At 62.3% G+C, this 25,834-nt stretch carries 21 protein-coding genes; 16 read left to right on the top strand and 5 right to left on the bottom strand.

The window, feature by feature from the left end; translation table 11 throughout:
• The first annotated feature begins 53 nt into the window (after positions 1-53).
• From ACX80C_RS15695 to ACX80C_RS15685, 3 genes are all read left to right on the top strand, one after another.
• Positions 54-587 carry a hypothetical protein gene (locus ACX80C_RS15695; RefSeq protein WP_459327389.1) on the top strand — a complete coding sequence of 178 codons (534 nt, stop codon included), beginning with the start codon at positions 54-56 and terminating at the stop codon, positions 585-587.
• A 75-nt stretch (positions 588-662) separates the two neighbouring features.
• Positions 663-2,294 carry a phosphoglucomutase (alpha-D-glucose-1,6-bisphosphate-dependent) gene (pgm, locus tag ACX80C_RS15690; protein ID WP_459327388.1) on the top strand — a complete coding sequence of 544 codons (1,632 nt, stop codon included), beginning with the start codon at positions 663-665 and terminating at the stop codon, positions 2,292-2,294.
• Positions 2,295-2,320: 26 nt separating this feature from the next.
• Entirely contained in the window at positions 2,321-3,649 is a 1,329-nt protein-coding gene (locus ACX80C_RS15685; RefSeq protein ID WP_459327387.1) for a uracil-xanthine permease family protein, read from the top strand.
• Between the two features lies 1 nt (position 3,650).
• Here the strand turns inward: ACX80C_RS15685 and ACX80C_RS15680 are convergent, their stop codons facing one another.
• From ACX80C_RS15680 to ACX80C_RS15670, 3 genes are read right to left on the bottom strand one after another with little or no spacing between them, the layout of a single operon-like run.
• Positions 3,651-5,111, bottom strand: a complete 1,461-nt coding sequence (locus tag ACX80C_RS15680) for an arylsulfatase (RefSeq protein WP_459327386.1) — start codon at positions 5,109-5,111, stop codon at positions 3,651-3,653.
• Between the two features lie 58 nt (positions 5,112-5,169).
• The gene (locus ACX80C_RS15675; protein WP_459327385.1) at positions 5,170-6,201 is read right to left on the bottom strand and encodes a LacI family DNA-binding transcriptional regulator; all 1,032 of its coding nucleotides are present in this window, start codon (positions 6,199-6,201) and stop codon (positions 5,170-5,172) included.
• Between the two features lie 10 nt (positions 6,202-6,211).
• Entirely contained in the window at positions 6,212-7,447 is a 1,236-nt protein-coding gene (locus tag ACX80C_RS15670; protein WP_459327384.1) for a Gfo/Idh/MocA family protein, read from the bottom strand.
• A gap of 276 nt (positions 7,448-7,723) precedes the next feature.
• Between ACX80C_RS15670 and ACX80C_RS15665 the strand changes: the two genes are divergently transcribed.
• The 4 genes from ACX80C_RS15665 (at position 7,724) to ACX80C_RS15650 (ending at position 11,604) form a co-directional block, all read left to right on the top strand.
• Positions 7,724-8,971 carry an ABC transporter substrate-binding protein gene (locus ACX80C_RS15665; protein WP_459327383.1) on the top strand — a complete coding sequence of 416 codons (1,248 nt, stop codon included), beginning with the start codon at positions 7,724-7,726 and terminating at the stop codon, positions 8,969-8,971.
• A gap of 64 nt (positions 8,972-9,035) precedes the next feature.
• Positions 9,036-9,986, top strand: coding sequence for a carbohydrate ABC transporter permease (locus tag ACX80C_RS15660; protein ID WP_459327382.1), 951 nt, complete (start codon positions 9,036-9,038; stop codon positions 9,984-9,986).
• A 1-nt stretch (position 9,987) separates the two neighbouring features.
• Positions 9,988-10,839, top strand: coding sequence for a carbohydrate ABC transporter permease (locus tag ACX80C_RS15655; RefSeq protein ID WP_459327381.1), 852 nt, complete (start codon positions 9,988-9,990; stop codon positions 10,837-10,839).
• A gap of 72 nt (positions 10,840-10,911) precedes the next feature.
• A complete protein-coding gene (locus tag ACX80C_RS15650) occupies positions 10,912-11,604 on the top strand; it encodes an aspartate/glutamate racemase family protein (RefSeq protein ID WP_459327380.1) in 693 nt (230 codons plus the stop codon).
• Between the two features lie 64 nt (positions 11,605-11,668).
• Here the strand turns inward: ACX80C_RS15650 and ACX80C_RS15645 are convergent, their stop codons facing one another.
• Positions 11,669-12,451 carry an IclR family transcriptional regulator gene (locus ACX80C_RS15645; protein ID WP_459327379.1) on the bottom strand — a complete coding sequence of 261 codons (783 nt, stop codon included), beginning with the start codon at positions 12,449-12,451 and terminating at the stop codon, positions 11,669-11,671.
• A gap of 86 nt (positions 12,452-12,537) precedes the next feature.
• Here ACX80C_RS15645 and ACX80C_RS15640 point away from each other — a divergent pair, with 86 nt between their 5' ends.
• The 4 genes from ACX80C_RS15640 to ACX80C_RS15625 are packed head-to-tail and all read left to right on the top strand — an operon-like array spanning position 12,538 to position 16,711.
• Positions 12,538-13,578, top strand: coding sequence for a 2-dehydro-3-deoxygalactonokinase (locus ACX80C_RS15640; RefSeq protein ID WP_459327378.1), 1,041 nt, complete (start codon positions 12,538-12,540; stop codon positions 13,576-13,578).
• The gene (locus ACX80C_RS15635; protein WP_459327377.1) at positions 13,575-14,192 is read left to right on the top strand and encodes a 2-dehydro-3-deoxy-6-phosphogalactonate aldolase; all 618 of its coding nucleotides are present in this window, start codon (positions 13,575-13,577) and stop codon (positions 14,190-14,192) included. The genes ACX80C_RS15640 and ACX80C_RS15635 overlap by 4 nt, the downstream gene beginning before the upstream one ends.
• 45 nt (positions 14,193-14,237) lie before the next feature.
• The gene (gene dgoD / locus ACX80C_RS15630; protein ID WP_459327376.1) at positions 14,238-15,389 is read left to right on the top strand and encodes a galactonate dehydratase; all 1,152 of its coding nucleotides are present in this window, start codon (positions 14,238-14,240) and stop codon (positions 15,387-15,389) included.
• Positions 15,390-15,394: 5 nt separating this feature from the next.
• Positions 15,395-16,711 (top strand): MFS transporter, encoded by a 1,317-nt coding sequence (locus ACX80C_RS15625; protein WP_459327375.1) that lies wholly within the window; start codon positions 15,395-15,397, stop codon positions 16,709-16,711.
• Positions 16,712-16,781: 70 nt separating this feature from the next.
• Here ACX80C_RS15625 and ACX80C_RS15620 read toward each other — a convergent pair whose 3' ends face one another.
• Positions 16,782-17,651: a helix-turn-helix domain-containing protein gene (locus ACX80C_RS15620; protein ID WP_459327374.1), complete on the bottom strand. Its 870-nt coding sequence runs from the start codon at positions 17,649-17,651 to the stop codon at positions 16,782-16,784.
• A 237-nt stretch (positions 17,652-17,888) separates the two neighbouring features.
• On the opposite strand from ACX80C_RS15620, the gene ACX80C_RS15615 reads away from it, so the two are divergent.
• From ACX80C_RS15615 to ACX80C_RS15595, 5 genes are all read left to right on the top strand, one after another.
• Positions 17,889-21,080 carry a DUF5107 domain-containing protein gene (locus ACX80C_RS15615; protein WP_459327373.1) on the top strand — a complete coding sequence of 1,064 codons (3,192 nt, stop codon included), beginning with the start codon at positions 17,889-17,891 and terminating at the stop codon, positions 21,078-21,080.
• Positions 21,081-21,145: 65 nt separating this feature from the next.
• On the top strand, positions 21,146-22,198 hold the full coding sequence (locus ACX80C_RS15610; RefSeq protein ID WP_459327372.1) for a substrate-binding domain-containing protein: 1,053 nt from the start codon (positions 21,146-21,148) through the stop codon (positions 22,196-22,198).
• Between the two features lie 81 nt (positions 22,199-22,279).
• Positions 22,280-23,884 (top strand): sugar ABC transporter ATP-binding protein, encoded by a 1,605-nt coding sequence (locus ACX80C_RS15605; RefSeq protein WP_459327371.1) that lies wholly within the window; start codon positions 22,280-22,282, stop codon positions 23,882-23,884.
• A gap of 4 nt (positions 23,885-23,888) precedes the next feature.
• On the top strand, positions 23,889-24,926 hold the full coding sequence (locus tag ACX80C_RS15600) for an ABC transporter permease (protein WP_459327370.1): 1,038 nt from the start codon (positions 23,889-23,891) through the stop codon (positions 24,924-24,926).
• A complete protein-coding gene (locus tag ACX80C_RS15595) occupies positions 24,926-25,783 on the top strand; it encodes an aldose epimerase family protein (RefSeq protein ID WP_459327369.1) in 858 nt (285 codons plus the stop codon). The genes ACX80C_RS15600 and ACX80C_RS15595 overlap by 1 nt, the downstream gene beginning before the upstream one ends.
• The last annotated feature ends 51 nt before the right edge of the window (positions 25,784-25,834 follow it).

The raw sequence follows: 25,834 nt of genomic DNA, 5'->3' as shown, positions 1-25,834 counted from the left end.
TTGACGGGCGGCTCGGGCTAGCCCTCACCGCACGCGGGAAGGAAACTGGAGTTATGGGGAAAGCTGCGCGTGCCGCCGTCGTCGTTCTGGGTTTGATGCTGCTCGCCGGGTGCGGCGCGCCGGGTGGTCCCGTCGGAACTCCCTGTCCGGCGATCGCCTGGTCCAATACCCTCACCGTTCAATTGGAAGGTGACGCCTCAGCGGTCGAAGAGGTGCAGGCGTGCGTAGACGGCGACTGCTCGATACCGGCGCCACGGCCGGTGCAGCAAGATACGCCGCCCGCGGAGATCCCAACGCCTCATCCGAGCGGCGGCGCCGCGACACCCGCAGACCCAGGCAGCGGTGCGGCCGAGCAATCACCACCGACGCCAGACTATCTGCGCTCTACGTCAACCCGCTTGGAGCAGGACCGCTGGGCGATCAACTACGACATGACGGCGCCGAAAACGGTGACCGTGCGCGCGCTCGACGCGGCTGGAAACCTCCTCGCCGAGGACGAGTTCGCTCTGGACTGGATCCGCGTGGGCGGTAGCGAAGAGTGCGGCGGACCGATGGAGGCTGGCCCGGTGACGCTCGCCCTCCCATAGAAACCACACCCAAGATCGTCACGTTCGAGAAAAGTGTGCGTCCCAACAGCACCCTTCAATGGCATGCTTGGTCCCATGGCTAATCGAGCAGGAACCGTTGCCCTACCCAGCGACCTCATTGACGTGAGCGCCCTCCTGGACGCGTATTTCGACGTCGCACCCGACCTCAGCGACCCGGCGCAACGCGTTGCCTTCGGGACATCGGGCCACCGCGGCTCTTCGCTGAAGTCCTCCTTCAACGAAGGACACATCGCAGCGATCACGCAGGCGATCGTCGAATACCGCGCAGGCCAGGGCATCACCGGCCCACTGTTCATGGGACGCGATACCCACGCACTCTCCGAACCCGCGCAGAACACCGCCCTCGAGGTCCTTGCCGCGAACAATGTTGCGGTGCGGATCGATGCGCGCGGCGCCTACACACCAACGCCTGCACTTTCCCACGCCATCCTGGCCCACAACGGAACGCGGACTGACCAGGCGGACGGCATTGTCATCACGCCGTCCCACAATCCCCCGGCGGACGGCGGGTTCAAGTACAACCCGCCCCACGGCGGCCCCGCCGACTCGGACGCAACAAACTGGATCGCCGCCCGTGCCAACGAACTCCTCGAAGACGGACTACGCGGGGTCAAGCGCATCCCGACCGCCCAGGCACAGCAGGCGAGCACGGTCAGCACCTACGACTTCCTCCAGCACTATGTCGAGGACCTCCCCAACGTGCTCAACCTCGAGGCAATCCGCAGCGCCGGCGTGCGCATCGGCGCGGACCCTATGGGCGGGGCCGCCGTGGACTACTGGGGCGCCATCGGCGAACGGCACAACCTGGACCTCACCGTCGTGAACCCCACGGTCGACCCGCAGTGGGCGTTCATGACCCTGGACTGGGACGAGAAGATCCGCATGGACTGCTCCTCCCGCTTCGCCATGGCGTCGCTGATCGAGAAGGCCGGCAGTTTCGACATTTCCACCGGGAACGACGCCGATGCGGACCGACACGGCATCGTCACCCCCGACGGGGGCCTGATGAACCCCAACCACTACCTCGCCGTCGCGATCGAGTACCTCTACCGCAACCGGCCGCAGTGGCGCCCGGACGCGATGGTGGGCAAGACCCTCGTGTCGTCGTCGATCATCGACCGCGTCGCAGCGGACCTGGGCAGGACGCTCGAGGAAGTGCCGGTTGGTTTCAAATGGTTCGTTCCCGGGCTGATGTCCGGTCAGGTGGCATTCGGCGGGGAAGAGTCCGCGGGTGCGTCCTTCCTCCGCCACGACGGTTCCGCCTGGAGCACAGACAAAGACGGCATCCTCCTCGCGCTGCTCGCATCCGAGATCACGGCAGTGTCCGGGCGCACTCCGTCCGAGCAGTATGAGGGCCTCACCCAACGCTTCGGTGCTCCCGTCTACGCGCGCATCGACGCCGCCGCCACGCGTGAGCAGAAAGCCGCGCTCGGCAAGCTCTCGCCGTCGGACGTTACCGCCACCACACTCGCCGGCGAGGAAATCACCGCCCGGCTGACAGAAGCGCCAGGGAACGGTGCTGCCATCGGCGGACTGAAGGTCACCACCGAGAACGCCTGGTTCGCTGCCCGGCCTTCCGGCACCGAGGACGTCTACAAGATCTACGCCGAATCCTTCCTCGGCGAAGACCACCTGAAGCTGGTGCAGGAAGAGGCGAAGGCGCTGGTGGACGGCGTCATCGCCTAGCGCACAGGAATACTAGGGTTGATTCCATGAGCAGACTCGGAACCAACTGGACGCTACACGGGGACGGCCGTAACGTCCGGCCCGGGCAGTACGTCGCACCGGATGAGCGGCTGAGCTGGCCACGGACCATCGGGATCGGCGCGCAGCACGTGGTCGCGATGTTCGGGGCCACCTTCCTGGTCCCGCTCCTCACCGGCTTCCCGCCGTCGACGACGCTGCTGTTCTCCGGCATCGGCACCCTGCTGTTCCTGATCATCACGGCCGGAAGGGTGCCGAGCTACCTCGGTTCCAGTTTCGCGTTCATCGCTCCGATCGCGGCGGCACAGAGCCAGCACGGCCCGGCCGGCGCGCTGGGCGGCGTGGTGATGGCCGGCGTCGTGCTCGCGCTCATCGGGCTGGTGGTGCATCGGGCCGGCGCACGCTGGATCCAGGTGCTCATGCCGCCGATCGTCACCGGCGCCATTGTGGCCCTGATCGGGTTGAACCTCGCGCCGACGGCCAAAGCCAGCTTCGAGCAGGCGCCCCTGACCGCGCTCGCCACAGTTGTGGCAATCCTGTTGGTCACGGTGCTGTTCAAGGGCATCCTCGGCCGGCTGTCCATCCTCATCGGCGTCCTAATCGGCTACCTGGTTGCGGCGATCAGCGGCGAGGTGGACTTCACCGCCATCAACGACGCCGCGTGGTTTGGCCTTCCTCCGTTCCAGACTCCTGAGTTCCACCTCTCCGTTATCGGACTGTTTGTCCCAGTGGTACTGGTACTGGTGGCCGAGAACATCGGTCACGTGAAGTCGGTTGCCGCCATGACCAACCGCGACCTTGATCCGATCACCGGCCGTGCGCTCATGGCCGATGGCCTCGCGACCATCCTGGCCGGTTCCGGCGGTGGTTCCGGCACCACAACGTACGCGGAAAATATCGGCGTGATGGCGGCGTCGCGCGTGTACTCGACGGCGGCGTACTGGGTGGCGGGCATTATCGCCATCCTACTCAGCCTCTTCCCCAAGTTCGGTGCGCTCATCGCAACCGTACCGGCGGGTGTACTGGGCGGGGCCGGCGTCGTTCTTTACGGCATGATCGGCATCCTCGGCGTGCGAATCTGGGTTCAGAACCGCGTCGATTTCTCCAACCCGATCAACCTCTCGACGGCGGGAGTTGCCCTGGTGGTGGGCATCGCCAACTTCACCTGGACGTTGGGCGATCTGACGTTCGAGGGAATCGCCCTGGGCACGGCCGCGGCCCTGATCATCTTCCACGGAATGAGCGCGATTGCCCGCGCACGCGGCAGCGAGCACGTCACGGGCCCGGACGAAACCGAGTCCGAGGACCATGGAAGTAAGCCCTCGAAGCTGGGCTGATTCAGAGCACAGGCTTCGGCACGCGGGAGAGGGCGCTGAGCGGGGTGCGGCCGGCGACCAACTGGCCGTCCTGCACGTAACCCTCTTCGCGATCCCGCAGGTAGTCGATCAACCGTCCGCGCCACTTCTGCACCTCCGGGGCGCGGGCCGGATCCCGGACCAGGTTCGTCGTCTCCTGCGGGTCTGCCTCCAGGTCGAAGAACTGCTCGCGACCCTCCCCGGACATCCAGACGAACTTGCGCTTCCCGTCGGTCACCCACTGCAGTGACTGCCCCAGCAGGGTGTGTTCCCCGTGCAGGTCCTCCCGCCACTGAACCCGCTCGCCCCGCAAGAAGGGCACCAGGCTCCGGCCATCCACGGTGTCCGGGATGTCCGCGCCGGCGAGTTCCAGCACGGTGGGCATAATGTCGCGAAGTTCGACGACGTCGTCAACCACAGTCCCGCGCTCGCCGTACCCCCGCGGCGCTGAGACAAGCAACGGCACGGAGGCCGAGCCCTCGTAGGGGAAGCCCTTCCGGTACATGTCGTGGTCCCCCATCATGTCGCCGTGATCCGAGGTGAACATGACCACCGTGTCCTCCCGTAGGTCCATCTCCCACAGCGCCTCAAGGAACCGGTTGACCTGCTGGTCGATGTGGGACATGTGACCGTAGTAGCCGGCTTTCGCCCGGTGGTGGGTCTGCGGGTCCTGCCGCCCGACGAAGGCGTTGTGCGCGCCGTCGCGCCGATGCTCGGCATAGTCTTCCGTCCAGTCCCCCGTGACCGGGTTCGCCAACGGACCATGAACGTACTGGTCGAAGGCCCACTGGGGTGGATCGAGCGGAGAATGCGGACGGTGGAAGGACAGATAGAGGAAGAACGGCGCCGTGGGGTCCCGCCGATACATCCACGAGATGGCCTCTGTAGCGATCCAGTTGGTTGGGTGCAGCGCTTCCGGCTTATCCCAAGGGCGCGCGACGACGGAATTACAGTTCAACCCGTTGTCGGTGTAATCCTCTGCCGCCGTGGCTCCGGCCTGGGCCTGCAGCCAGGGCAGGTAGTCGTCAATCTCACGGAAATCACGCTCATTACGACGGCGGGCGGCATGGAGATAGCCGTCATGAAGCCGAACGTCATCGAAACCGATCCGCGACCGCTCAGGATAGACGTGCATCTTGCCGATCGCCTCGGTCTGGTAGCCGGCGTTCCTGAGTTCACGGGGCAAGGAGACCGGATGCGCTTCGTCGAAGTTTACGCCGTCGCTGTAACCGACCCGCCCGTGGGCCTCCTGGGACTGCCCGGTCATCAGCGCCACCCGTGCCGGCACACAGGTTGGAGTCGCCGAGTATGCGCGGCTGAACCGCGTTCCGCCGCTGGCCAGTTCGTCGAGGTATGGGGTGCGGACCACCGGGTGCCCAGCTGCGGACAGACAGTCACCGCGCCACTGGTCGACGCAGATCAAGACAATATTGGGACGGTCCACGGTGCTCCTCGCGCTCAGCTGATGAGATTCAGCTTACGTCGGTGGAAAACTGGAATGCCTAGAAGGCGCATCCGCAGGAGCGCCGCACGACGAGCTCAGTCCCGTAGACGTGGTGGCCCTCTGGAGCGGGCTGCCCCCGGCGCGCTGAGCCGAGAACGGACACTGCTTTTTCCGCCATAGCGCGGACTGGCTGCTTCAGCGTGGTCAAGGGCGGCCAACTGAACTCCGACTCCGCCGAGCCGTCAAAGGAAACTATCGCCACGTCGTCGGGCACTGACAGTCCCAGCTCGTGAATAGCCCTCAACATGCCGACCGCCTGCATGTCAGAACTGACAAAGACGGCTGAGGGCTTTCGCTTGCCCTCGAACATCCGGCGCCCGGCTTCATAACCACCCTGGCGGTCGAAGGTGGTCCGGACGATCGGGCCCTCAGCCAGACCGGCTTCGGAGAGCGCATCCAGCCAACCCAGTTCACGCTTGTCAGCAACGGCACCTGCGAGATATCCGATCACCAGGCCGATTTCCGTGTGACCGTGGCCTATCAGGTGCCGCACCCCTGCCGCCGCGCCGGACTCGAAGTCCACGCCGATCGTTGTGACACCCGGATGCGGGCCGAAAGCATCCAGCAGCACGATCGGGATGTCGCTGCCCTGAAGCTGGCTGAGATCAGGCTTCGCCGCGCCGGTCGCCAGAAGCACACCGTCAACCTGCCTTGATCGGAAATTGCGGAGCGGACGGGCTTCCGCGCCGGTCTCAGCAGAGGAATTCGCAGTCAACAACGCAAATCCGTTGTCGGCAGCCGCCTCCTCCACCGCACGTGCCATATCTGCGTAGAACGTGTTCGTGTTGCTGGGAATGACTAGCCCCAGCATCTCAGCAGAACCGAGTTTCAACGCGCGGGCCGCGGCATTGGGGCGATACCCCAGCACCTCAATCGCGTCAACAACTTTCGCGGTTGTGCCGGGCGATACCTTCTTTGGTCCGCCGTTGACGACGTAGCTTACGACAGCGGAACTGACGCCCGCGTAGCGCGCGACATCCTGTCTTGTTACCCGGGGACGTTGAGTACGTGCGGGCGCCAATTCCGTCATCACTTTCCTGTCAGCTGCCTGCGTATGCTGGCTCTACCCTATCCAACGGCTGCGACGGAGCATCACCGAAGTCCGGGATGTCCAGGCGGGCACCACCCTGCAGCGCGGACTGGTGGGCGATGATGCCGGGAAGCGTGTAGCGGGCGGCAACCCACGCGTTGACGGTCGGCAGCGAGCGGCTGTTGACCGCGTTGACGAAGTCGTCGACGAGGAAGTGGTGGCTGCCCTCATGCCCGTTGGGGACTCCCCGGAACTCCTCGGGGAGGCGCCCGGCGTCGTGCACCTTTGCCAGACCGGACATGAAAGCGTCACGCAATTCGGGCGCCACGTTTTCCAGCGCCGGATCATCCTCAGCCATGGTGGCGTGGGATTCCACGAGATCCGAGACATCCTCAACGCCGGTCTTGTCCTGCCACACCGAAACCTTCGCAAGCTGCTCGAAGCTCGCCTCCGTACCGAAAAAGCGGAAGCGCGATTCGCGGATGTGGCTTGGATACCCGACGCGGCGCATTTCGTTCACGCGCATGCTGCCGCCGTCGGCGAGTTCAAAGAGCGCTGACGCGTTGGAGAAATCATTCTCGAACATGCTGACCGACTTATCGAAGACGCCGTCTCCACGGTTGTCCTTCACACCGAGGCAACTCACGCTTACGGCGTGGGTGGGAATGGCGCCCAGGACGCCGCCGATTGAGTGGGTCGGGTAGAGCATTGGCGGGTAGCTTGCGGTCTTCTTCCACTCTGCGCCGCCGGAGTACTGGTACGCCTTGTAGAACCCGAGGTCCATGTCGTGGACGTAATCGCCCTCGGAGTAGAACACACGGCCGAACTTGCCTTCAGCGAACTGGTTGCGCGCGTAGACGGTTGCCGGATTGTAGTAGCTGGTTTCACCCATCATGTAGGTGAGCCCCGTCTCCCGGACCGCCTCGATAATCCGACTGATCTCTTCCTGGCTGACGGCCATGGGAACTGCCGAGTAAACGTGTTTCCCGGCGCGCAGTGCCGCCTCAACCAGGGGCCCGTGGGTCCAGCGCTGGGTGAAGATGGCAACGGCGTCGACGTCGGAAGCCAGCACTTCATCGAAGCTTCCGAATACGCCGTCCAGTTCAAGGCGCTCGTTCAGCTTCTCTGCGCGCTCCGGAAGGACATCGGTCACATGGACACGCGACACCCCCGGGTGCAGTTTGAACAGCTTGGCGAACTGGCCAGCAAACTGACCTGCGCCAATGATTCCGATTGAGGTGGGCATGGTTGCCTTTCGGATTGTCCGGCTGTGCTGCCGGTGACAGATGGGATACGGCTCAACAGCCTTCGATGGAGTCTTTCACCGTTATCTACACGAGTCAATACTTTTCGATTCTTGCCTAGAAACTCTTGTAAAGCGATAGTTACACGTGTAGATTCAGTGCAACTTATTACAAGTGCGAGGTTCTCGCAGACCCTCCAACTGAATTACCGTCCGCACAATCCGGCGCCTCCTGAGGGGCCGGCGAATACCTATCCAACCAAAGTGAAGGATCAGACAATGAAGTCACGCATAGCTCTTATCGGCTCGGCAGCAGTCTTCGCCCTTACCGCTTCAGCATGTGGCGGCAGTTCCGGAGACTCCTCTTCAGCCGCGATCGAGTTCCAGACCGGCCTGTCAGTTGATGCAAGCCAGCTGCCGGTTCTCGAGGAAATCACAGCAGAGTTCGAGGACGCCAACCCGGACATCGACATCGACCTCCGCCCGACCACTGGTGAGTTCGAAAAGGACATCAAGGTGCGCCTTGCCAGCGGGGACGTTCCAGACATCTTCTGGACTCACGGCTGGTCCCGGGACCGCTACAGCGAGTTCCTTGAGCCTCTCGGCGAGCAGCCGTGGGCCGAGAACTTCAACCCCTCCCTTGAAGCTGCGATGAAGAACGACGACGGCGAGTTCTTCGCGCTCCCCGTCGACACCGATATTGCGGGCATCATCTATAACGCCACCGTTCTCGAGGCTGCCGGTGTCGCCCCTGAGGACATCACCACCTGGGAGGCTTTTGACGAGGCCGCCCAGAAGGTGCTGGACAGCGGAGCCACGCCGATCTCAGTAGGCGGTAAGGACGAATACTCCGGCAACGTTGCCGACTGGATCGCCCCGGGGGCCTTCAACGAAGAAGAACTTGCACAGATGGAAGCGGGCGAGTTCGTCGCCGAGAGCTACACCAACGCGATGCAGCCCATCGACGAATGGCGTGAGAAGGGGTACTACAACCCTGACTACGTGTCTGCTACGGGCGACGATATGGCGCGCGCCTTCGCAGAGGACAAGGCAGCGTTTGCCTTCACCTCCAACTCACTGGTGAAGAACGCGCTAGCCTACAACCCTGACGCGCAGCTCGGCTTCATCCCGGTGCCCTCTTTGAACGACGAAGGCCCCTACCTCATCGGCGGCGAGCGCAACGCCTACGGCGTCGCCAAGGATTCGGATCAGAAAGAAGCAGCTCTGAAGTACCTCGAGTTCCTTGCCCAGCCTGAGAACGTGTCCAAGCTCGCCACAGCCTTCTCCGCAACTCCGGGCCTCACCAACGCAGAATCCGACCTCGGCGCCCTGCAGTCCAGCTTTGAAACCTACGTCGACGGCGGCGAATTCCCGCTCGTGCCCTACTTCGACCGCGTCTACCTGCCCAACGGCATGTGGGACACCATGGTCACCACCACCGATGCGCTGATTACCGGCCAGAGCGATCCTGCCGGCGTCACGGAACAGATGGCTGCGGACTTCAGCAGTCTGTTCGGCCAGGAATAACCGATCTGCCGGGTAGGGGCAGCCCGTCCCTACCCGGCATGCAGGCAGGAACATCGGAGACTCAATGACTGAACTACTACCGGGAACCGCCAAGGCCGCTCCCAGCACCCGGCAGGCGCCCGCGCCTGACCTGCCCCGCCGGAAGAAGCCCTTCAAGGGCATTGCCGTCAACTTCCTCTATCTGCCGGCCGTGATCCTCATGGCTGCGTTCACCGTGTATCCGCTCATCGCCGGCATCGGGATCTCATTCACCAACTGGAATGGCTACAGTGCCGCCCGGGATATCGTCGGCATCGAGAACTACCTGCGGTTGTTCGAGGACGAGATCTTCCGTACGGCGCTTCTCAACACCTTCATCTACGGTGTGGGAAGCACCGTGATTCAACAGGTCCTCGGACTTGCGATCGCCGTCGCACTCGACCGGAAAATGCGTGGGCGCAGTGCCGCACGGGCAATCATCTACCTGCCGGTCCTCGTATCCCCCGTGATCATGGGCACCATGTACTACCTGTTGTTCCAGTACAACAACGGCGCATTCAACGACATCGTGGTGGGCTTCGGTGGAGAGCGGGTGGCGTGGCTCAGCGACGCGAACACCTCGATTTTCATCATCGTCGCAGTGAACTCACTGCAGTTCGTCGGAATCTCGATGATTATCTACCTGGCGGGTCTGCAGTCCATCCCCGGCATGTACTACGAGGCGTCAACCCTTGACGGCGCCACCAAGACGCAGCAGTTCCTGCACATCACGGTTCCGCTTCTGCAGCCTGCGTTTGCAACGAGCATCGTCCTGAACCTCATCGGCGGCCTGAAACTGTTCGACGTGATTCAGGTAATGACCGGCGGTGGGCCCGGCTACGCCACACACTCGGTCTCAACGCTGATCGGAAAGACCTATTTCGATAACCAGAGCGCGGGTTACTCCGCTGCGATGGGTGTGGTCCTGTTTCTGATCATCGTGGTGTTCACGCTGATCCTGAACACCCTGCTCAACCGTCGCCGAGTGGAGGCCTGAGATGATCACCCAAGAAGACCGGAGTGTCACCAAGAAAAACCGGCCAGCCGCCGTCGTCATCGGCGTTGCGCTGATCCTCATGGCGCTGCTGCAACTGCTGCCCTTCTACGTGACCCTTACAACCGCCCTGAAGGACCGCACGGATCTGAGTTCACAGTGGATCCTTCCCTTCAACAATCTGTTCTTCGAGAACTTCGCTACGGCGATCGAATCCGGGAACATCCTCCAGTCGATAGGCAACAGTGCCTTGATAACGCTGGTGTCGACTGCCCTGACCTGCCTGATCGGCGCGCTCGCGGCCTATCCCCTTGCCCGCCGGCGGACGGCGTTCAATAAAACGGTCATGTTCCTGATCGTCGGGCTCATCATGATTCCACCGTTGAGCATCCTGGTGCCCCTGTACACGCTGCTCAGTGACCTGGGCGCCCTGAACACCTACTGGGGTGCGATCCTGGTGATGATCGCCTCGCACCTACCGCTGAGTGTCTTCCTTTATGCGGCGTTCATGCGCACCATCCCCGTCTCACTCGAAGAAGCAGCGACGATCGACGGCGCGGGCATCCTCCAGGTGTTCTTCCGCGTAGTTTTCCCCCTGCTGAAACCAGTGACAGCCACGGTGGCCATCCTCACGGGCGTAGGGATCTGGAACGAGTATGCGCTCTCGGTGTTCATCCTGCGGGAGCCCGAGATGCAGACGATTGCGCCCTCCATCGCTGCGTTCTTCTCCGCACAGTCGAACAACTTCGGTGCAGCAGCTGCAGCCTCCCTCATGGCGGTGCTACCTGTGCTGGTGGCATACCTCTTCCTTCAGAAGTGGTTCATGAAGGGCATGGTTGCCGGCTCGGATCGTTAGCCATCCCGAGCGAAAGGGCGTCTCACAGCGTGAGGCGCCCTTTCGTCGTCTGAGCCCTGCCATGATGGGACCATGTTGCGAATCGGCCTGCTCGGCGGCATGAGTTGGGAAAGCAGTGCGGAGTACTACCGCCTGATCAACGAACTGGTGAAGGACCGGCTCGGCGCCCTCCACTCAGCTGACTGCCTCCTGCGCTCCGTGGACTTCGCCTCCATCGAGGAACTGCAGGCGGAGGGCCGCTGGGAACAAGCCGGCCGGGTCCTGGCATCCGCTGCCGCTGACCTGGAAGCCGGCGGGGCTGAGCTGCTGGTGCTGTGCACCAACACCATGCACAAGGTGGCGCCGGAGATCGAAGCCGCCGTGGACATCCCGTTCATCAATCTGATCGACGTCACGGCGCAGGCCGTGCGGTCCACCGGCACGACGACGGTCGGCCTGCTCGGCACGGCGTTCACCATGGAGCAGGACTTCTACCGCAACGGGCTCGCGGCGCACGGACTGACAGTGCTGACACCAGGTCCGGACGACCGCGCCGTGGTTCACCGCGTGATCTATGAAGAGCTCTGCCGGGGAATCATTTCGGATGCCTCGCGCCGGGAGTACCAGCGCATCATCAAGGACCTGGGGAAGCGCGGCGCCGAGGGCGTGATCCTCGGCTGCACCGAGATCGAGCTCCTGATTTCGCAGGACGACGCCGACCTGCCGCTTTTCCCGACAACGTCGCTTCATGCCCGGGCCGCAGTGGACGCAGCGATCGCAGGGTGAGGCGGCGCGTCGGCGCGGTCAACCCCTATTTCTCGTTGGGCTAACGATATTGCGGGTCTTTGAGTCAGAGGCCTCCGTAGCCCAGCGACTGTGAGACCTGACGGGCTGCTTTCTGCATCACGGGGATCAACGCGCGCATGCGCTGCATGGGCATGAAGGGGCGCGTAGCCGACACGCTGACGGCTGCCACCACGGAACCGCTGGCATCGCGGATCGGTGCTGCCACACAGCGGATTCCCGGCTCGTTCTCTTCGAGGTCCATTGATGCCCCCACTTTGGCGTATTCCCGCATTCGCTTGAGGAAGTCACCCGGGCCTGAAGTTGACGGGTGCTCGGCTTCGAAGATGCGGTCCCAGTCGTCCTGACGGTCGAGAATGAGGGCTTTGCCGATCCCGGTACTGGTCAGCGGCATTCGATGTCCAATGCGGGAGCGCATCTCGGCGCCGCGGCTACCCGGAATCTTGTCCAGATACAGGACCTGCCCCGTTTCTTCAATGGCCAGGTGCACCGTGTCCTGGACCCGTTCGGCGAGTTCCTCAATGACCGGCCGGGCCACCACCGGGAGCGGGTTCTGGTGTAGGGCCTGGAAACCGTATTCGATCAGCGTTGGCCCCAAGGAATAGCCGCGTCCATTGGCGACGCGCACGTAACCATAAAGCTCCAGCAGCTGAACCAGGCGATGGGCGGTGCTCCTACCCAACCCCGTAGCCTCGGCCACGGCCCGCAAATCATCGGCGCCTTGCGCCACGGCACGAAGGACATCCAACCCGCGCGCCAGAGTTTGTGTGCCTGGCGGTTGACGGGAATCAAGTGAGCGGAAAAGGGGTTCGGGAATGTTCGAAGACACAGTCAGAGCATATCCATAAATCTCTCATATCCCTATATGTAGGACAGTATTCGACATAATGAGACGGGCTGCACATACTTTTTCCTGTGACATACCTCTCCACTCAGGGCGCGGGACTTCAGAGCACGCCTGACCTCAAGACCCCCCAACTGATTGCCTTGGACTGGGGCACATCCTCCTGCCGTGCGTATTTGCTTGGCCGCGACGGGTGCGTCCTAGATAGCCGTGCGGGCGACAGGGGAGTCATGACTGTCACGGACAAGGTGATAGGAGAAGCCGATCGAGTTGCCGCATTCGCATGTGAACTCGGAAACCTGGCCGGCGACTGGCTGCTTGACGCCCCTGATCTGCCGCTGCTTGCTTGCGGCATGATCGGTAGCAATCAGGGATGGGCGGAGGCAGGTTACCGCCATCTGCCGGTAGACCTGGTCGTCCAGCAGGCAGGCCTGACGGCGGTACCTTCTGACAGCGGTCAACTTTGGATTGTTCCGGGGCTGCTTAAGGATGGAGGCGCCACCAAGCTCCCGGATGTGATGCGTGGGGAGGAAACGCAACTGCTCGGCGTCATGCCGGAAAGACCCGAAAAATCCACGGAACAAGTAGTTGTACTTCCAGGAACCCATACTAAGTGGGTCCGTTTGGAAGGCAGCGTGGTGACTGATTTCAGCACCTCAATGACCGGGGAACTATACGCACTGCTGGTCCGGGACAGCATCCTGGGCAGGCTCGCAGAACATCCCAAGGAACAGGACCAGGACGCGTTCCAGCGAGGACTGGACGTTGCGTTCGAGACAGCAGAGCAAGCAGGCGGCGTTCTGGGGACATTGTTTTCGGCGCGCACCCTTGTCATGACCGGAAAGTTGCTGGCCACGGGGGTCCAGGACTACATCTCAGGACTCCTGATTGGAGCCGAGGTGGCAGCCTTCACCCAGCAGCAGGCGCCAACGCAGCGGGATAAGACGAATCCGGGCATCACTGTCTGCGCCAATCCTACCCTTACACCCCGGTACGCCCGCGCCCTGGGGCAAGCAGGCTTCACCACTACGCTCGCCCCGCCGGACGCCGCCGCCCGCGGCCTATGGCGAACAGCTGTATCGGCCGGACTCATCACTAAGGAAACACTATGAAAACAAACCCCTCCACAGGATTGGTCGCCATCCTGCGCGGCATTAGCCTCGCTGAGTCGGAATCCGTGGCCAAATCGCTCTACGCGGCAGGTTTCCGATCCATCGAAGTCCCGCTGAATTCCCCGGAACCGTTCGAATCCATCCGGAAGATCCGCAGTGTGCTTCCGGAGGACTGTTCCGTCGGTGCCGGCACTGTACTTACGGTCGAGGATGTTGAGCGGGCACGGGAGGCCGGATCGAACATCATCGTTTCACCAAACACCGACAGCCAGGTCATCGAGGCCGCGGTCAAAGCCGGGATGCGAAGCTACCCAGGCGTCACAACCCCGAGCGAAGCTTTCGCTGCCATCAAGGCCGGCTCCACCAGCCTGAAGCTATTCCCCTCCAACGCCGTCGGCATCGACGGGATGAAGGCCTGGCTCGCTGTACTGCCGGCAAACGTGGAACTGCTGCCCGTCGGTGGCGTTGACAGCTCCAACCTCGCGGCCTGGGCGGCCGCAGGCGCAGGTGGTGCCGGCATCGGCTCCACCCTCTACAACCCCGGGCGCAACGCAGAAAACGTCGGCGAACGAGCCGCTGAACTTGTCTCTGTCTGGCAGAAAGCCACCAACTGACCCCAACCATCCTTCGCCTCTTAGCTGAAGCGAATCGTAGGAGAAATGATGAAAATCACGTCATTGACGACGTATGAAGTGCCCCCGCGCTGGCTCTTCCTGAAGATCGAAACCGACGAGGGCATCACCGGCTGGGGCGAACCTGTGGTTGAAGGCCGCGCAGCAACCGTCGCTGCCGCCGTCGCGGAACTCTCGGACTACCTGATTGGCCAGGACCCACGGAACATCGAAGACCTCTGGACAGTCATGTACCGCGCGGGCTTCTACCGTGGCGGTCCCATCACCATGAGCGCCATTGCCGGCATCGACCAGGCCCTGTGGGATATCAAAGGCAGGGCTCTCGGCGTTCCCGTCCATGAATTGCTCGGCGGCAAGGTTCGCGACAGCATACGAGTGTACTCATGGATCGGCGGCGACCGCCCGGCCGAAACGGCAGCGGCCGCCAAGGACGCCGTCCAGCGCGGATTCAGCGCCGTGAAAATGAACGGTACTGCAGAGCTGCAGTACGTCGACACCTGGGACAAGGTTGAGCAGTGCTTGGTCAGCGTGCAGGCGGTCCGGGACGCCGTGGGTCCGAACATCGGCATCGGCGTCGACTTCCATGGCCGTGTCCATAAGCCCATGGCAAAGGTCCTGATCAAGGAGCTCGAGCCCTACAAGCTGATGTTCATCGAAGAGCCAGTTCTTTCCGAGCACGCCGGGTCGCTGCTGGACGTCATGCGTAACACCCCGACCCCCATCGCGTTGGGGGAGCGCCTCTACTCACGTTGGGATTTCAAAGACATCATCGCCAGCGGCGCCGTGGATATCATCCAGCCGGACCCGTCGCATAGCGGAGGCATCACGGAAACCAGGAAGATCGCCCACATGGCCGAGGCCTACGACGTCGCGTTGGCCCTGCACTGCCCGCTGGGTCCCATCGCCCTGGCCAGCTGCCTCCAAATTGACGCGAACTGCTACAACGCGTTCATCCAGGAACAAAGCCTGGGCATCCACTACAACGAGTCCAACGATCTCCTGGACTACATCAAGGACCAGTCCGTGTTCGCCTACGAGGCAGGCATGGTCAAGATTCCGGGCGGTCCTGGCCTGGGCATCGAGGTCAACGAGGAATACGTCGCCGAACGCGCTGCCATCGGACACCGCTGGCGCAATCCCGTCTGGCGGCACACTGACGGCTCCTTCGCAGAATGGTAAGGATTATGAAATCAGCAAAGATGCTACAGCGCTCCACACCTGCTTCCACCTCAAAGGCATCCAAGGCGCGTGTGCTTATCGCCGTAATGCTGTTTGTCACGGTGGTCATCAACTACATGGACAGGGCCAACCTCTCCATTGCCCTCCCGTCCATTTCCCAGGAGTTCAGCCTCAGCCCTGCAGAACAAGGCCTGCTGCTCTCTGCCTTCGGCTGGACATACGCCGCCCTGCAGTTGCCCGGTGGATGGCTGGTTGACCGCGTCCGGCCCCAGGTGCTCTACGCCTCCTGCCTCATCCTGTGGTCCCTGGCTACTGTTTTCATGGGCATTGTCGGCGGCTTCGCGGCTCTCATCGTGTTGCGACTGCTGGTGGGTGGATTCGAGGCGCCGGCCTACCCGATCAACAACAAAGTGGCCACGTCCTGGTTCCCCGAACGCGAACGTGCCATGGCCATCGCGTTCTATACCTCCGGCCAGTTCATCGGGCTGGCGCTGCTGACACCCGTCCTGTCCTGGCTGCAAACCGTCCTCAGCTGGCATTGGGTCTTCATCGTCACCGGCGCCATAGGCATCATATGGGGTGTTACGTGGTACCTGACATACCGGGCACCCAAGCAGATGAAATTCGCTAACGACGCCGAAATCGAGCTGATCAGCTCCGGCGGAGGCCTCGTCGAACTGGAAAACACTGCGGCTGAAAAACGCAAGTTCTCCTGGACCGATGCACGGATCGTCCTCTCCAGGCGCAAGCTCTGGGGCATCTACCTTGGTCAGTTTTGCCTGACCTCGACCCTCTGGTTCTTCCTGACCTGGTTCCCCACCTATCTGGTGAGCTACCGCGGGATGGACTACATCAAGTCCGGCTTCCTGGCGTCGCTTCCGTTCATAGCGGCCCTGATCGGTGTGCTGGTCAGCGGGGTACTCTCCGACTGGATGGTCAAGCGTGGCAAGAGCCTGGGCGTCGCTCGCAAATCTCCAATCATCGCCGGTCTGCTCCTCACCACAGCTATGATCGGCGCCAACTTCACGGATAACACGGCCTTGGTCATCGCCTTCATGTCCATCGCGTTTTTCGGCAACGGGCTTGCATCGATCACGTGGTCACTTGTCTCCGCACTGGCACCGCAGCGGCTGATCGGTCTGACCGGCGGTATGTTCAACTTCATCGGCAACTTGTCATCCATCGCCACCCCGATTGCCATCGGACTCCTGGTGTCCAAGACCAGCTTTGCCCCCGCATTCATCTACATGACCGTGATCACCATCCTCGGCATCGTTTCCTACGTACTGCTCGTCGGTAAGGTGGAGCGCGTTCAGGAGTAGGCCACAAACTCTTAAGCGGCACATGCCGCCGTCCAGTACGACGGCGGCATGTGCCGCTTGTCTGTGAGGGCTACCCCTTGTGCTGTTCCCGGTACTGCCTGGCTGTCATCCCGTGCACCTCCCGGAACTGACGGGAGAAGTAGAAGCCGTCCGGGTACCCCGCCAATTCACCGACCCGGGCGATGCTGTATCCCGTAGTATCGAGCAATTCGCGTGCACGCGCCATCCTGAGTTGGGTCTGGTAGCGGAGCACCGGTACCCCGATCTGCTTCGCAAACAGCGCGGCAAAGTGGGACGGGCTGAGGTTTGCACGGACAGCGAGCCTGGCAACGCTCGTGCGTTCGAGGAAGTGCGCGCGCAAATACGCCGCTGCCTCATCTATGACTTCGTTGCGGGTCGAGGATGACGTGCTTCGGGCCGAGGCAAGTAGCGCCATCACGTGCCATGCGGCGCCGGCAGCCGCGAGGAGACTTGCGTTCGTCGTGTCCCTTTCCATGCGTTGCACTACTTCTGCAACCAATGCGACGATCCCATACAGATCGGGCAGATCGCGCACAGGAGCGCTCATTGTCATGTCCGCGGCATCGAGAAATTCGTCTAGGTCCCTACCAGTCACGTGTAGCCACCACAGTGTCCACGGTTCCTCCTCGTCCGCGCCGTAGGCGTGCGGATGCCCCGGCGGCAGCACCACCACCTGGCCCGCCCGTACTGGAAAGCGGCCGGCCGGGGTTTCGCACCAACCTGCTCCTTGGGCGCATACGAGTATCACTGCGTGTGTAATGGGCTTGGCCCTGATAAAACCATGTGATTGTGCGTGAGGGAAGAACCCGCAAGCCGTTACTACCAGATGGGAAGTGCCCGGCTGCTCCAAGGCCGCCGACACCTGAGGATTGGGTAAAACTAGGAGGCGCTGCCCGGGGAATCCTTCAGCTATACGCATACCAACAAGGATTTCCGAGAATCATCGTTTTGTCCAAAAAGATCACGCTTTCGTCCTACGCGGTCTTGTTATTCGATCCCTACCATTGAATTTATGCTCAACGTCGACATCCCAGTTACGCGGACTCAAACTCTGCCAAGCGTACCTCCAGCTAATTCTGCGAGTGAATCTAGGATCACACTTCCGCCGGTTCCCGTCAGCGAAAAGGACAAACCGGTAGCTTCTTGGGTAGAGCCCATGATCATCGATTCGTATCTTCCGGACGATCCGAGCGCCTATCCAGCCTTCCTTGAGAACCGTGTCTACCAGGGCTCGTCGGGGCGGGTATTCCCGCTGCCGTTTCATGAGCGGATTAGCCAGGTAAAGGTACCCCACGAGTGGCAGGCCGTTCACCTGGAGAACCAGTGGGTTCGGCTTGTGATCCTTCCCGAACTCGGCGGCAGAGTTCACATCGGCTACGACAAGGTGGCCGACTACGACTTCTTTTACCGCAACAACGTCATCAAGCCTGCCTTAGTGGGTCTAGCCGGCCCTTGGATTTCCGGCGGGGTGGAGTTCAATTGGCCGCAACATCACCGCCCGGCAACCTTCCTGCCCACCGACTTCCACATCGAGGAGGAACCCGACGGCGCAGTCACGGTCTGGTGCAGTGATCACGATCCAATGAACCGAATGAAGGGCATGCACGGCATCCGCCTGACACCTGATTCGTCCGTCATTGAGGCACGCGTCCGTCTCTACAACCGGACGCAGGACACGCAGACCTTCCTCTGGTGGGCGAACGTGGCGGCGGCAGTGAACGACGATTACCAGTCCTTCTTCCCCACCGACGTCGCCCACGTTGCGGACCACGCCAAACGCGCCACCGCAACCTTCCCCGAGGTCGAGGGCACCTACTACGGCGTCGACTACGCCGCAGAAATGAGCGAAGAAACGCCTGATCGCCACCGGCTGGACTGGTACCGCAACATCCCCGTACCGACGTCGTACATGGTGACCGCCACAAGGGATGACTTCTTCGGCGGCTACGACCACGGCCGCAACGCAGGGTTCATCCACTGGGCCGACCGCCATGTGGCACCGGGCAAGAAGCAGTGGACCTGGGGGAACGCCGAATTCGGCTACGCCTGGGACCGCAACCTGACTGACGACGACGGCCCGTATGTTGAGCTCATGGCCGGCGCGTATACCGACAATCAACCGGACTTTTCCTACCTGCAGCCGGGCGAAACCAAGACCTTCAGCCAGTACTGGTATCCCATCCAGGGTATCGGCCCCGCGCATCAAGCCAACCTCGAGGCCGCAGTCCGCTTCGACGTCATTCCACAGGACAGCACCACACGCCTGGGCATCGGCATCACGACTACCCGCCACCGTCCGGAGCTTCGCGTCACCGTGACCGGACCGGAGGCAGAAGCCCTTTACACGGAAACCATCGAAGCCCGGGTGGGTGAACCGGTGATCCTCACCCCTGACTTGGGTGCTCGGTACGACACCGATGAGCTCACCGTTACCCTCACAGAAGCCGGCAGTGAACTCCTTTCGTGGAGTTCCAGGCCCGCCGCCCAGCCCCTACCCGCGCCCGCTCTTGCAACCGAGCCGCCGGCACCGGGGGACATTCACAGCGTGGACGAGCTCTTCTACACCGGCCAGTATCTTCAGCAGTACCGCCATGCAACCCGCTCCCCTGAACCCTATTGGCTGGAAGCGCTGCGCCGCGACCCGTCGCATGTCGGCGCGAACACGGCTCTAGGTGCGCTGCGTGACCGGGCCGGTCGCTTCATCGACGCAGAGCGCTTTTACCGGACAGCCGTTGACCGTCTCATCGCCCGGGTGCCCACCCCTGCAACCGGTGAGTCGCACTATCGGCTCGGGCTGAACCTCACGCACCAGAAGCGCGACGACGAGGCTCGCGACTTCCTTGAGAAGGCGGCCTGGGACGCCGCATGGGTAGCGCCTGCGTGCTTCGCCCTCGCACAGATCGATGCACGGGCCGACAAGTGGAAGGCGTGCGAGGAACACCTGCGCAAGACCCTCGCGCACGACGCCGGGCATTCGCAGGCCCTGTGCCTGCTGGCCCTCGCGCTCGACGAGGCGGGCAGGCCAGAAGAGACTGCAGCGCAAGTGGACGCCGTGCTGTCCAACGATCCGCTCGACCAGTGGGCGCGCCATATCGCAGGGCTGAAGCTCACAGAGGATGCTCCGACCCTGCTCGACGTCGCCATGGAATACGCCGCCGTCGGCCTCATTGACGCCGCACTGCAGGTACTCGATGAAGCGGCCGCCGCGGCTGAGCACACCGCAACCGGTCAGGTCAATGTTGCGCCGCTCGTTCAGTACCACCGTGCCTATCTGTTCGCCCGCTCCGCGCGGACACGCGACGCCGCGGCAGCCGCTGCCTCCGCACTAGGTACCGATGCCACGCACTGCCTGCCCTCGCGGCTTGCGGATATCCAGGCGTTAGAGCACGCTGCCACCGAATACCAGCGCGACGGGCTTGCTCCCGCACTGCTGGGCCACTGGTATTACGACGCCGGCCGGCACGACGACGCAATTCTCGCCTGGACGCAGGCCATCACAAGGCAGCTCGATCCCGGGCAGCTCAAGGTGGTCTACCGCAACCTCGGTGTTGCAGCCTTCAACGTGCGGCATGACCCGATTGCCGCCGTCGGATTCTATGCCAGGGCGCTTGAGCTTGATTCGGAGGACTCGAAGCTGGTCTTCGAGTATGACCAGCTCATCCTTCGTGCCGGCCGCACCCCGGCCGATCGACTGCAGTTCCTTGAACATCGCGCGCACCTGATCTCCGAACGCGATGATCTCACCGTTGTCTACGCACGCCTCCTCACCAAAGCGGGCCGGGCAGCCGAAGCCCGGGAGCTCTTGTTGAACCGCTCATTCCAACCCTGGGAAGGCGGTGAGGGCCAAGTCCTCACCGCATGGGAAGAGACACTCGTTGCCCTCGCCGGGTCTGCCCCGAGCCCGGAGGAGTCGGTCGACTTCCTGCAACAAGCATTGCGCATTCCCCGCAACCTCGGAGAGGCGAGGCATCCGCTGGCCAATACCGCGCGGCTGGTCTGGCTTCTCGGTGAAGCACACCACAGGGCGGGGAACGACGACGACGCCCGCCGGGCCTGGGAGCAGGCCGCCTCAGCGCGGGGTGACTTCGTCGATATGGCCGACCTGCCCTACAGCACCCACACCTACTACTCCGTTCTGGCATTACGGCGGCTGGACCGGGAGGCGGCGGCCGCCGAGCTCACCCAAGAGCTCACGAGGTTCACCGACCAGCTGGCGGTAACGCCGGCCAAAGTGGATTTCTTCGCCACCTCCCTACCGAGCATGCTTCTCTTTCATGACTCGCCGCAGGAGCACCAGGACCGCCTAGTCAATACGCTGCGGGTTCAGTTGCGCCAGCTACGCACCTGAACACCCAATATCAGTCCCCTCCGGCAGAGACGCTGAGGGGAGCCACCCGGAAAGAAGGAATCTCCATGAGTAACGCTCTCACCACTCGGATGCCCCGCCGCCGAGGCTTCTCCGCCCTCGCAGTCCTGGGCATCACGCTTCTGGGCCTGACTGCCTGCTCCTCCGGTATGGAGGAACCTGCTGGAAACGCGGGCGGTGGCCAGGAAGCAAATGACGGCCCCCTGACGATTGCCTACCTGCAGAAGCAGGGCGACCAGCAATACTTCGTCGAACAGGCTGAAGGTGCGCGGGAGGCAGCGGAAGCACTGGGCGATGTCGAAGTGCAGGTCGTGAACCTCGGAACCGACGCCAACAGGGCGATTAGTGAACTTGACTCCGTGATCGCTCAGCAGGTCGACGGCATCATCATCGTGGTTCCCGACCAGCAGATCGGTCCCCAGGTCATCGGCGCAGCTGAGGCCGCGGGCATTCCCATCATGGCCTCGGATGACGTCATCGCCGATGCCGAAGGAACCGTGGCGCCATTTGCCGGCTTCGACGGAACCGCGATGGGCAGGGAGGTTGGCGCTGAAGCAGCCAGGCTCTACACCGAGGCTGGCTGGACTCCGGAGAACACCCGCATCCTCTCCGCTTATAAGCAGGACCTGTCGGTGTGCCAGCAGCGTGTCGAAGGAGCCAAAGCCGCCTTCACCGAAGCGATCGGATCCGAAGTACCAGAGATAGTGGAAATCGGAACTGACAATTCGGCAACTGATGCACAAAACAAGGCGGGTGCCGTGATCACGGCGAACGCCAACGTTGAAAACTGGGTCGTTTGGGGCTGCAATGACGAAAGCGCCACCGGCGTCGTAACCGCCCTTCAAAACTCCGGCGTAGCCCCAGCCAACATTGCCGGCGTCGGCTTGGGCGCATACCTGGCCTGCAAGGACTGGGCTGCAGGCCAAGAGACAGGCAATAAATCAGCCCTGTTCATCTCGGGCGCCGAGGTCGGAAAGGCGGCAGTAGAAGCGATGGTAGAGCACCTACGCAGTGGTGAGCCACTGCCTCCCGAGACCATCGCAAATACCGAAATCGTCAACGCGGAGAACTGGGAATCCGCTGGCGTCGTTTGCACCTAAACGAAGCATCCCTGCCCGGCTAGGACTATGACCTGTAGAAGCCGGGCAGGGTTACCCCATCAACCGAAGAAGGTGACGTCAATGTCGACCAGCCCAGCACGCTCACGGCAGAAGCGAAAAGTCAGCCCAGGAAGCGTTGTACTTCACGCGCAAAACATCGGCAAGCAATTCGGTCCGGTGACCGCCCTTGAAGGTGTATTCGTTGAGCTCCGGGCCGGGGAAGTGACGGCACTCATGGGCGAAAACGGAGCCGGCAAGTCCACCCTGCTGAAAATACTCACCGGTGACTACCAACCCGACTCCGGCTCGCTCCTCCTCTTCGGGGAGGAAGTTCATTTCACTGAGCCGAAGCACTCCCGCCAGGCAGGCCTAAGGGTCATCGCTCAAGAGCCGGAAATCGTCCCGCATGTCAACGTTGCCGAAAATATCTTCATCGGCGCAGTTGGCAGTGACGGCCTGCTCTTCAAGCAGGCAAAGTTGCAGGCGCTAGCGAACGAAGCACTATCCCGCTTCGGACTCGAACGGGTCATCTCTCCAGCAACCCTCGGAAGCGACCTCTCACCAGCGCAGCGGCAGGTTGTCGAGATCATGCGAGCGCTGATCGACAATCCAAGTGTCATCTGCTTCGACGAGCCAACCTCATCACTCGGTGATGAGGAGACCGCGGTCCTGTTCAGCGTGATTCGGAAGCTGCGCGATGAGGGCGTGGCGATCGGCTACGTATCCCATCGCATGCCGGAGATCTTTGCACTGGCTGACCGCGTGACCATACTTCGCGACGGACGACTCGTTGGAACTCGCCCTACTGCCGAGACTGACCACAACGAACTGGTGCGCATGATGGTGGGCAGAGATTTGAGCCAGTTCTTCCATCGCGACCCTGTCCCCGCAGGCGACGTCATTCTCGACCTGCGGGCCGTCAGCAACGAACATTGTCATGACGTGTCGCTGACTGTGCGGGCGGGCGAAGTTGTCGGCGTCGCCGGTCTGGTGGGCTCCGGCCGAAGTGAGCTGATGAAGACCATCGTCGGTGACGTGCGAGTTGATGCCGGCGAGCTGCGAGTCGGCGGCAAGTCGGTCGTCTTCCGCAGCCCAGCCGACGCCGTTGCTGCGGGCATTGGTTTCGCGCCGGAGGAACGCAAGGCCGAGGCGCTCATCATGGAACGCAGCGTCCGTGACAACACGGCCCTGGCCGTGTTGTCCAAGCTCGCCCGAGGGATTTTCGTCCGCGCGAAAGCCGAACAAGATCTGGCCAGCGACTACATCTCCCGGTTAAGGATCAGGACGCCCTCCGGCGACCAACTGGTCAAGAACCTCTCCGGCGGCAACCAACAGAAGGTCGTTCTAGCCCGCTGGCTGGCGACCAATCCCCAGTTGCTTGTGCTGGACGAACCTACGCGAGGAGTCGACGTCGGTGCCAAGGCAGAGATCTACAAGATTATCGACGACCTCGCACATCAGGGTGTAGCCGTCCTGGTAGTTTCCAGCGAGCTTCCAGAAGTCCTGGGACTGGCTGATCGTATCTACGTCATGGCGAACGGCCGCATTGCAGGCGAACTCGCGCATTCCGACGCATCCGAGGAGGCGATCCTCGCCCTTGCCATGGACGACGCCGCCACCCACGCGCCCGTCGAAACCCCCACTTCCGCGGGATCGCCCGCACCCTTCCCCCAGTCGAAAGGCTAAGACGATGTCCACAACGCAAGCCTCTACGCCCATGAAGAAGCCCGAAGGCCGTTCCGCGACCGCCAGGACCAGTCCGTTGCGCGCTGTTGTCGAACGCGTGGGCGTCCAGAACATCTCACTATTGATCGCCATCGCGCTTGTAGTTGCCATCATCGGCAGTCAGGACCCGTTGTTCTTCACAGTCGGCAATCTAAAGGTGATCGGCACCGCGGTCGCCATCGCCGGGCTACTCGCCGTGGTGCAAACCCTGGTAATTATCATGGGCGCACTGGACATCTCCGTGGGCTCCATCGCTGGGCTGACATCGGTAACCTCGGCAATGATCTTCACAGCCGCCGGACCTGTGCTTGGCGTCGTCGGTGCCATAGGGGTTGGTATCCTTTGCGGCTTGATCAACGGTTGCATCATCGTGTTCGGGCGGGTCAACCCGGTCATCGCCACCCTTGCTACATTGGCGGCGTTCAAAGGTGTCGCCCAGCTCATCTCCGACGGACGGGCGCAGGGTTATACCGGGGCCGATCCGTTCTTTGTTTTCCTTTCCCGCGGCTCCGTCCTCGGTATCCCAACACTCATCTGGGTACTGGTGATCGTCGCTGCCCTCTGCCACATTGTTCTGCGCTATACAACCATCGGCCGGAACATATATGCCGTTGGCGGGAATGATATTGCTTCACGCCTCGCGGGCATCAACATCAACCGCTACCTCCTGGGCGTCTATATGGCGACGGGAGCGGTCGCTGCTATCGCAGGGATCCTGATTACGGCTCGAACCGGCTCCGGGCAGCCAGTATCCGGGTCGGAAGGGCTCGAGCTTGAAGCGATTACAGCAGCTGCCCTTGGCGGGGCCGCTCTCAAGGGAGGCAAGGGCACAATCGCAGGAACCATCCTCGCCGTCATCCTGCTCGGCGTACTGATCAACGGGATGACTCTGCTTGGCGTGAACACCTTCTGGCAAAACGTCGCAAAGGGCGCCCTCCTGGTCGCCGCGGTAATCATTCAGCAGCTCCGTTCCGGCGAGCGCCGTATCGGTCTGCCTGGATAGTGCCCTACACAATCCGCTCCGGGGCGGCGACAGTTGTCATCGTCCCGGAAAGCGGCGCCCGGGTCGTGTCACTTCAGGGTGCAGGACGTGAATGGCTCCTACCCTCCGCACCGAGCCCGGATCGCTGCTTCTATGCTGAGTTTCTTCACGAAGGAATGGGTGGCTGGGACGAGATTGCGCCCACTATCCAGACCTATACGAGGGCTGATGGTTTCCAAGTTCCCGACCACGGCGAATTGTGGAACGCTCCGTGGTCGGTGCTAGAACAGACGCCCTCCGCTCTAACCACCCAGCTGGCTTTACGTAGTATTCCCATCACCCTTACGCGTCGAATCACCGCAACAGACGATGGCGGGTTTATGTTTTCCTACACGGCAGTCACCGACCATGACGTACCCTTCCCGGTTTTCTGGTCCGCGCATCCACTTTTTCGGGCGGAAAGCGGTTCAGCCATTAGTTTGCCCGACGCGGCCGAGACTGCCCTGCTGCAGGAGTACCCCGACAAACGCGTAGTTTCATGGCCTCGGGATGGCGTATTGGGCGCCCTCTCTAAAGGCACCGCGGTGAAGGCCTTTATTCAGACGCCCTCCGCCCACTCGCGTGCGGCGCTCACCCATCCGGATGGGTCACGACTCACCCTTACTTGGGACCCGAAGGCCCTTCCCTATCTCGGCTTGTACTGGGATAACTCGCATCTCTCCGCCGTACCAGCCGTTGCAATCGAGCCGACAACCGCGCAGGGGGATCATCCCCTCCTGGCCGAGTGCCGCAATCCAATCCAAGCAATCAGCGCCAAGGGTCAAGTCCCGTGGAGTGGTGTAGCCGTTCTGTGGCTTTTCGAGGTTGTTGAGGTTTAGAAGTTGTGGTTCTCGGATGGTGTGGCGGGTTCGGGTTCCTCCTCTCGTGCG

The sequence above is a fragment of the Arthrobacter tecti genome, from assembly GCF_054511355.1.
This window is presented reverse-complemented; position numbering and strand designations above follow the sequence as displayed.

Coding starts and splice junctions, on each gene's coding strand:
- ACX80C_RS15695 (WP_459327389.1), top strand. CDS start 54: ATGGGGAAAGCTGCGCGTGCCGCCGTCGTCGTTCTGGGTTTGATGCTG.
- pgm (WP_459327388.1), top strand. CDS start 663: ATGGCTAATCGAGCAGGAACCGTTGCCCTACCCAGCGACCTCATTGAC.
- ACX80C_RS15685 (WP_459327387.1), top strand. CDS start 2,321: ATGAGCAGACTCGGAACCAACTGGACGCTACACGGGGACGGCCGTAAC.
- ACX80C_RS15675 (WP_459327385.1), bottom strand. CDS start 6,201: ATGACGGAATTGGCGCCCGCACGTACTCAACGTCCCCGGGTAACAAGA.
- ACX80C_RS15670 (WP_459327384.1), bottom strand. CDS start 7,447: ATGCCCACCTCAATCGGAATCATTGGCGCAGGTCAGTTTGCTGGCCAG.
- ACX80C_RS15665 (WP_459327383.1), top strand. CDS start 7,724: ATGAAGTCACGCATAGCTCTTATCGGCTCGGCAGCAGTCTTCGCCCTT.
- ACX80C_RS15660 (WP_459327382.1), top strand. CDS start 9,036: ATGACTGAACTACTACCGGGAACCGCCAAGGCCGCTCCCAGCACCCGG.
- ACX80C_RS15655 (WP_459327381.1), top strand. CDS start 9,988: ATGATCACCCAAGAAGACCGGAGTGTCACCAAGAAAAACCGGCCAGCC.
- ACX80C_RS15650 (WP_459327380.1), top strand. CDS start 10,912: ATGTTGCGAATCGGCCTGCTCGGCGGCATGAGTTGGGAAAGCAGTGCG.
- ACX80C_RS15635 (WP_459327377.1), top strand. CDS start 13,575: ATGAAAACAAACCCCTCCACAGGATTGGTCGCCATCCTGCGCGGCATT.
- dgoD (WP_459327376.1), top strand. CDS start 14,238: ATGATGAAAATCACGTCATTGACGACGTATGAAGTGCCCCCGCGCTGG.
- ACX80C_RS15625 (WP_459327375.1), top strand. CDS start 15,395: ATGAAATCAGCAAAGATGCTACAGCGCTCCACACCTGCTTCCACCTCA.
- ACX80C_RS15620 (WP_459327374.1), bottom strand. CDS start 17,651: ATGCGTATAGCTGAAGGATTCCCCGGGCAGCGCCTCCTAGTTTTACCC.
- ACX80C_RS15615 (WP_459327373.1), top strand. CDS start 17,889: ATGATCATCGATTCGTATCTTCCGGACGATCCGAGCGCCTATCCAGCC.
- ACX80C_RS15610 (WP_459327372.1), top strand. CDS start 21,146: ATGAGTAACGCTCTCACCACTCGGATGCCCCGCCGCCGAGGCTTCTCC.
- ACX80C_RS15605 (WP_459327371.1), top strand. CDS start 22,280: ATGTCGACCAGCCCAGCACGCTCACGGCAGAAGCGAAAAGTCAGCCCA.
- ACX80C_RS15600 (WP_459327370.1), top strand. CDS start 23,889: ATGTCCACAACGCAAGCCTCTACGCCCATGAAGAAGCCCGAAGGCCGT.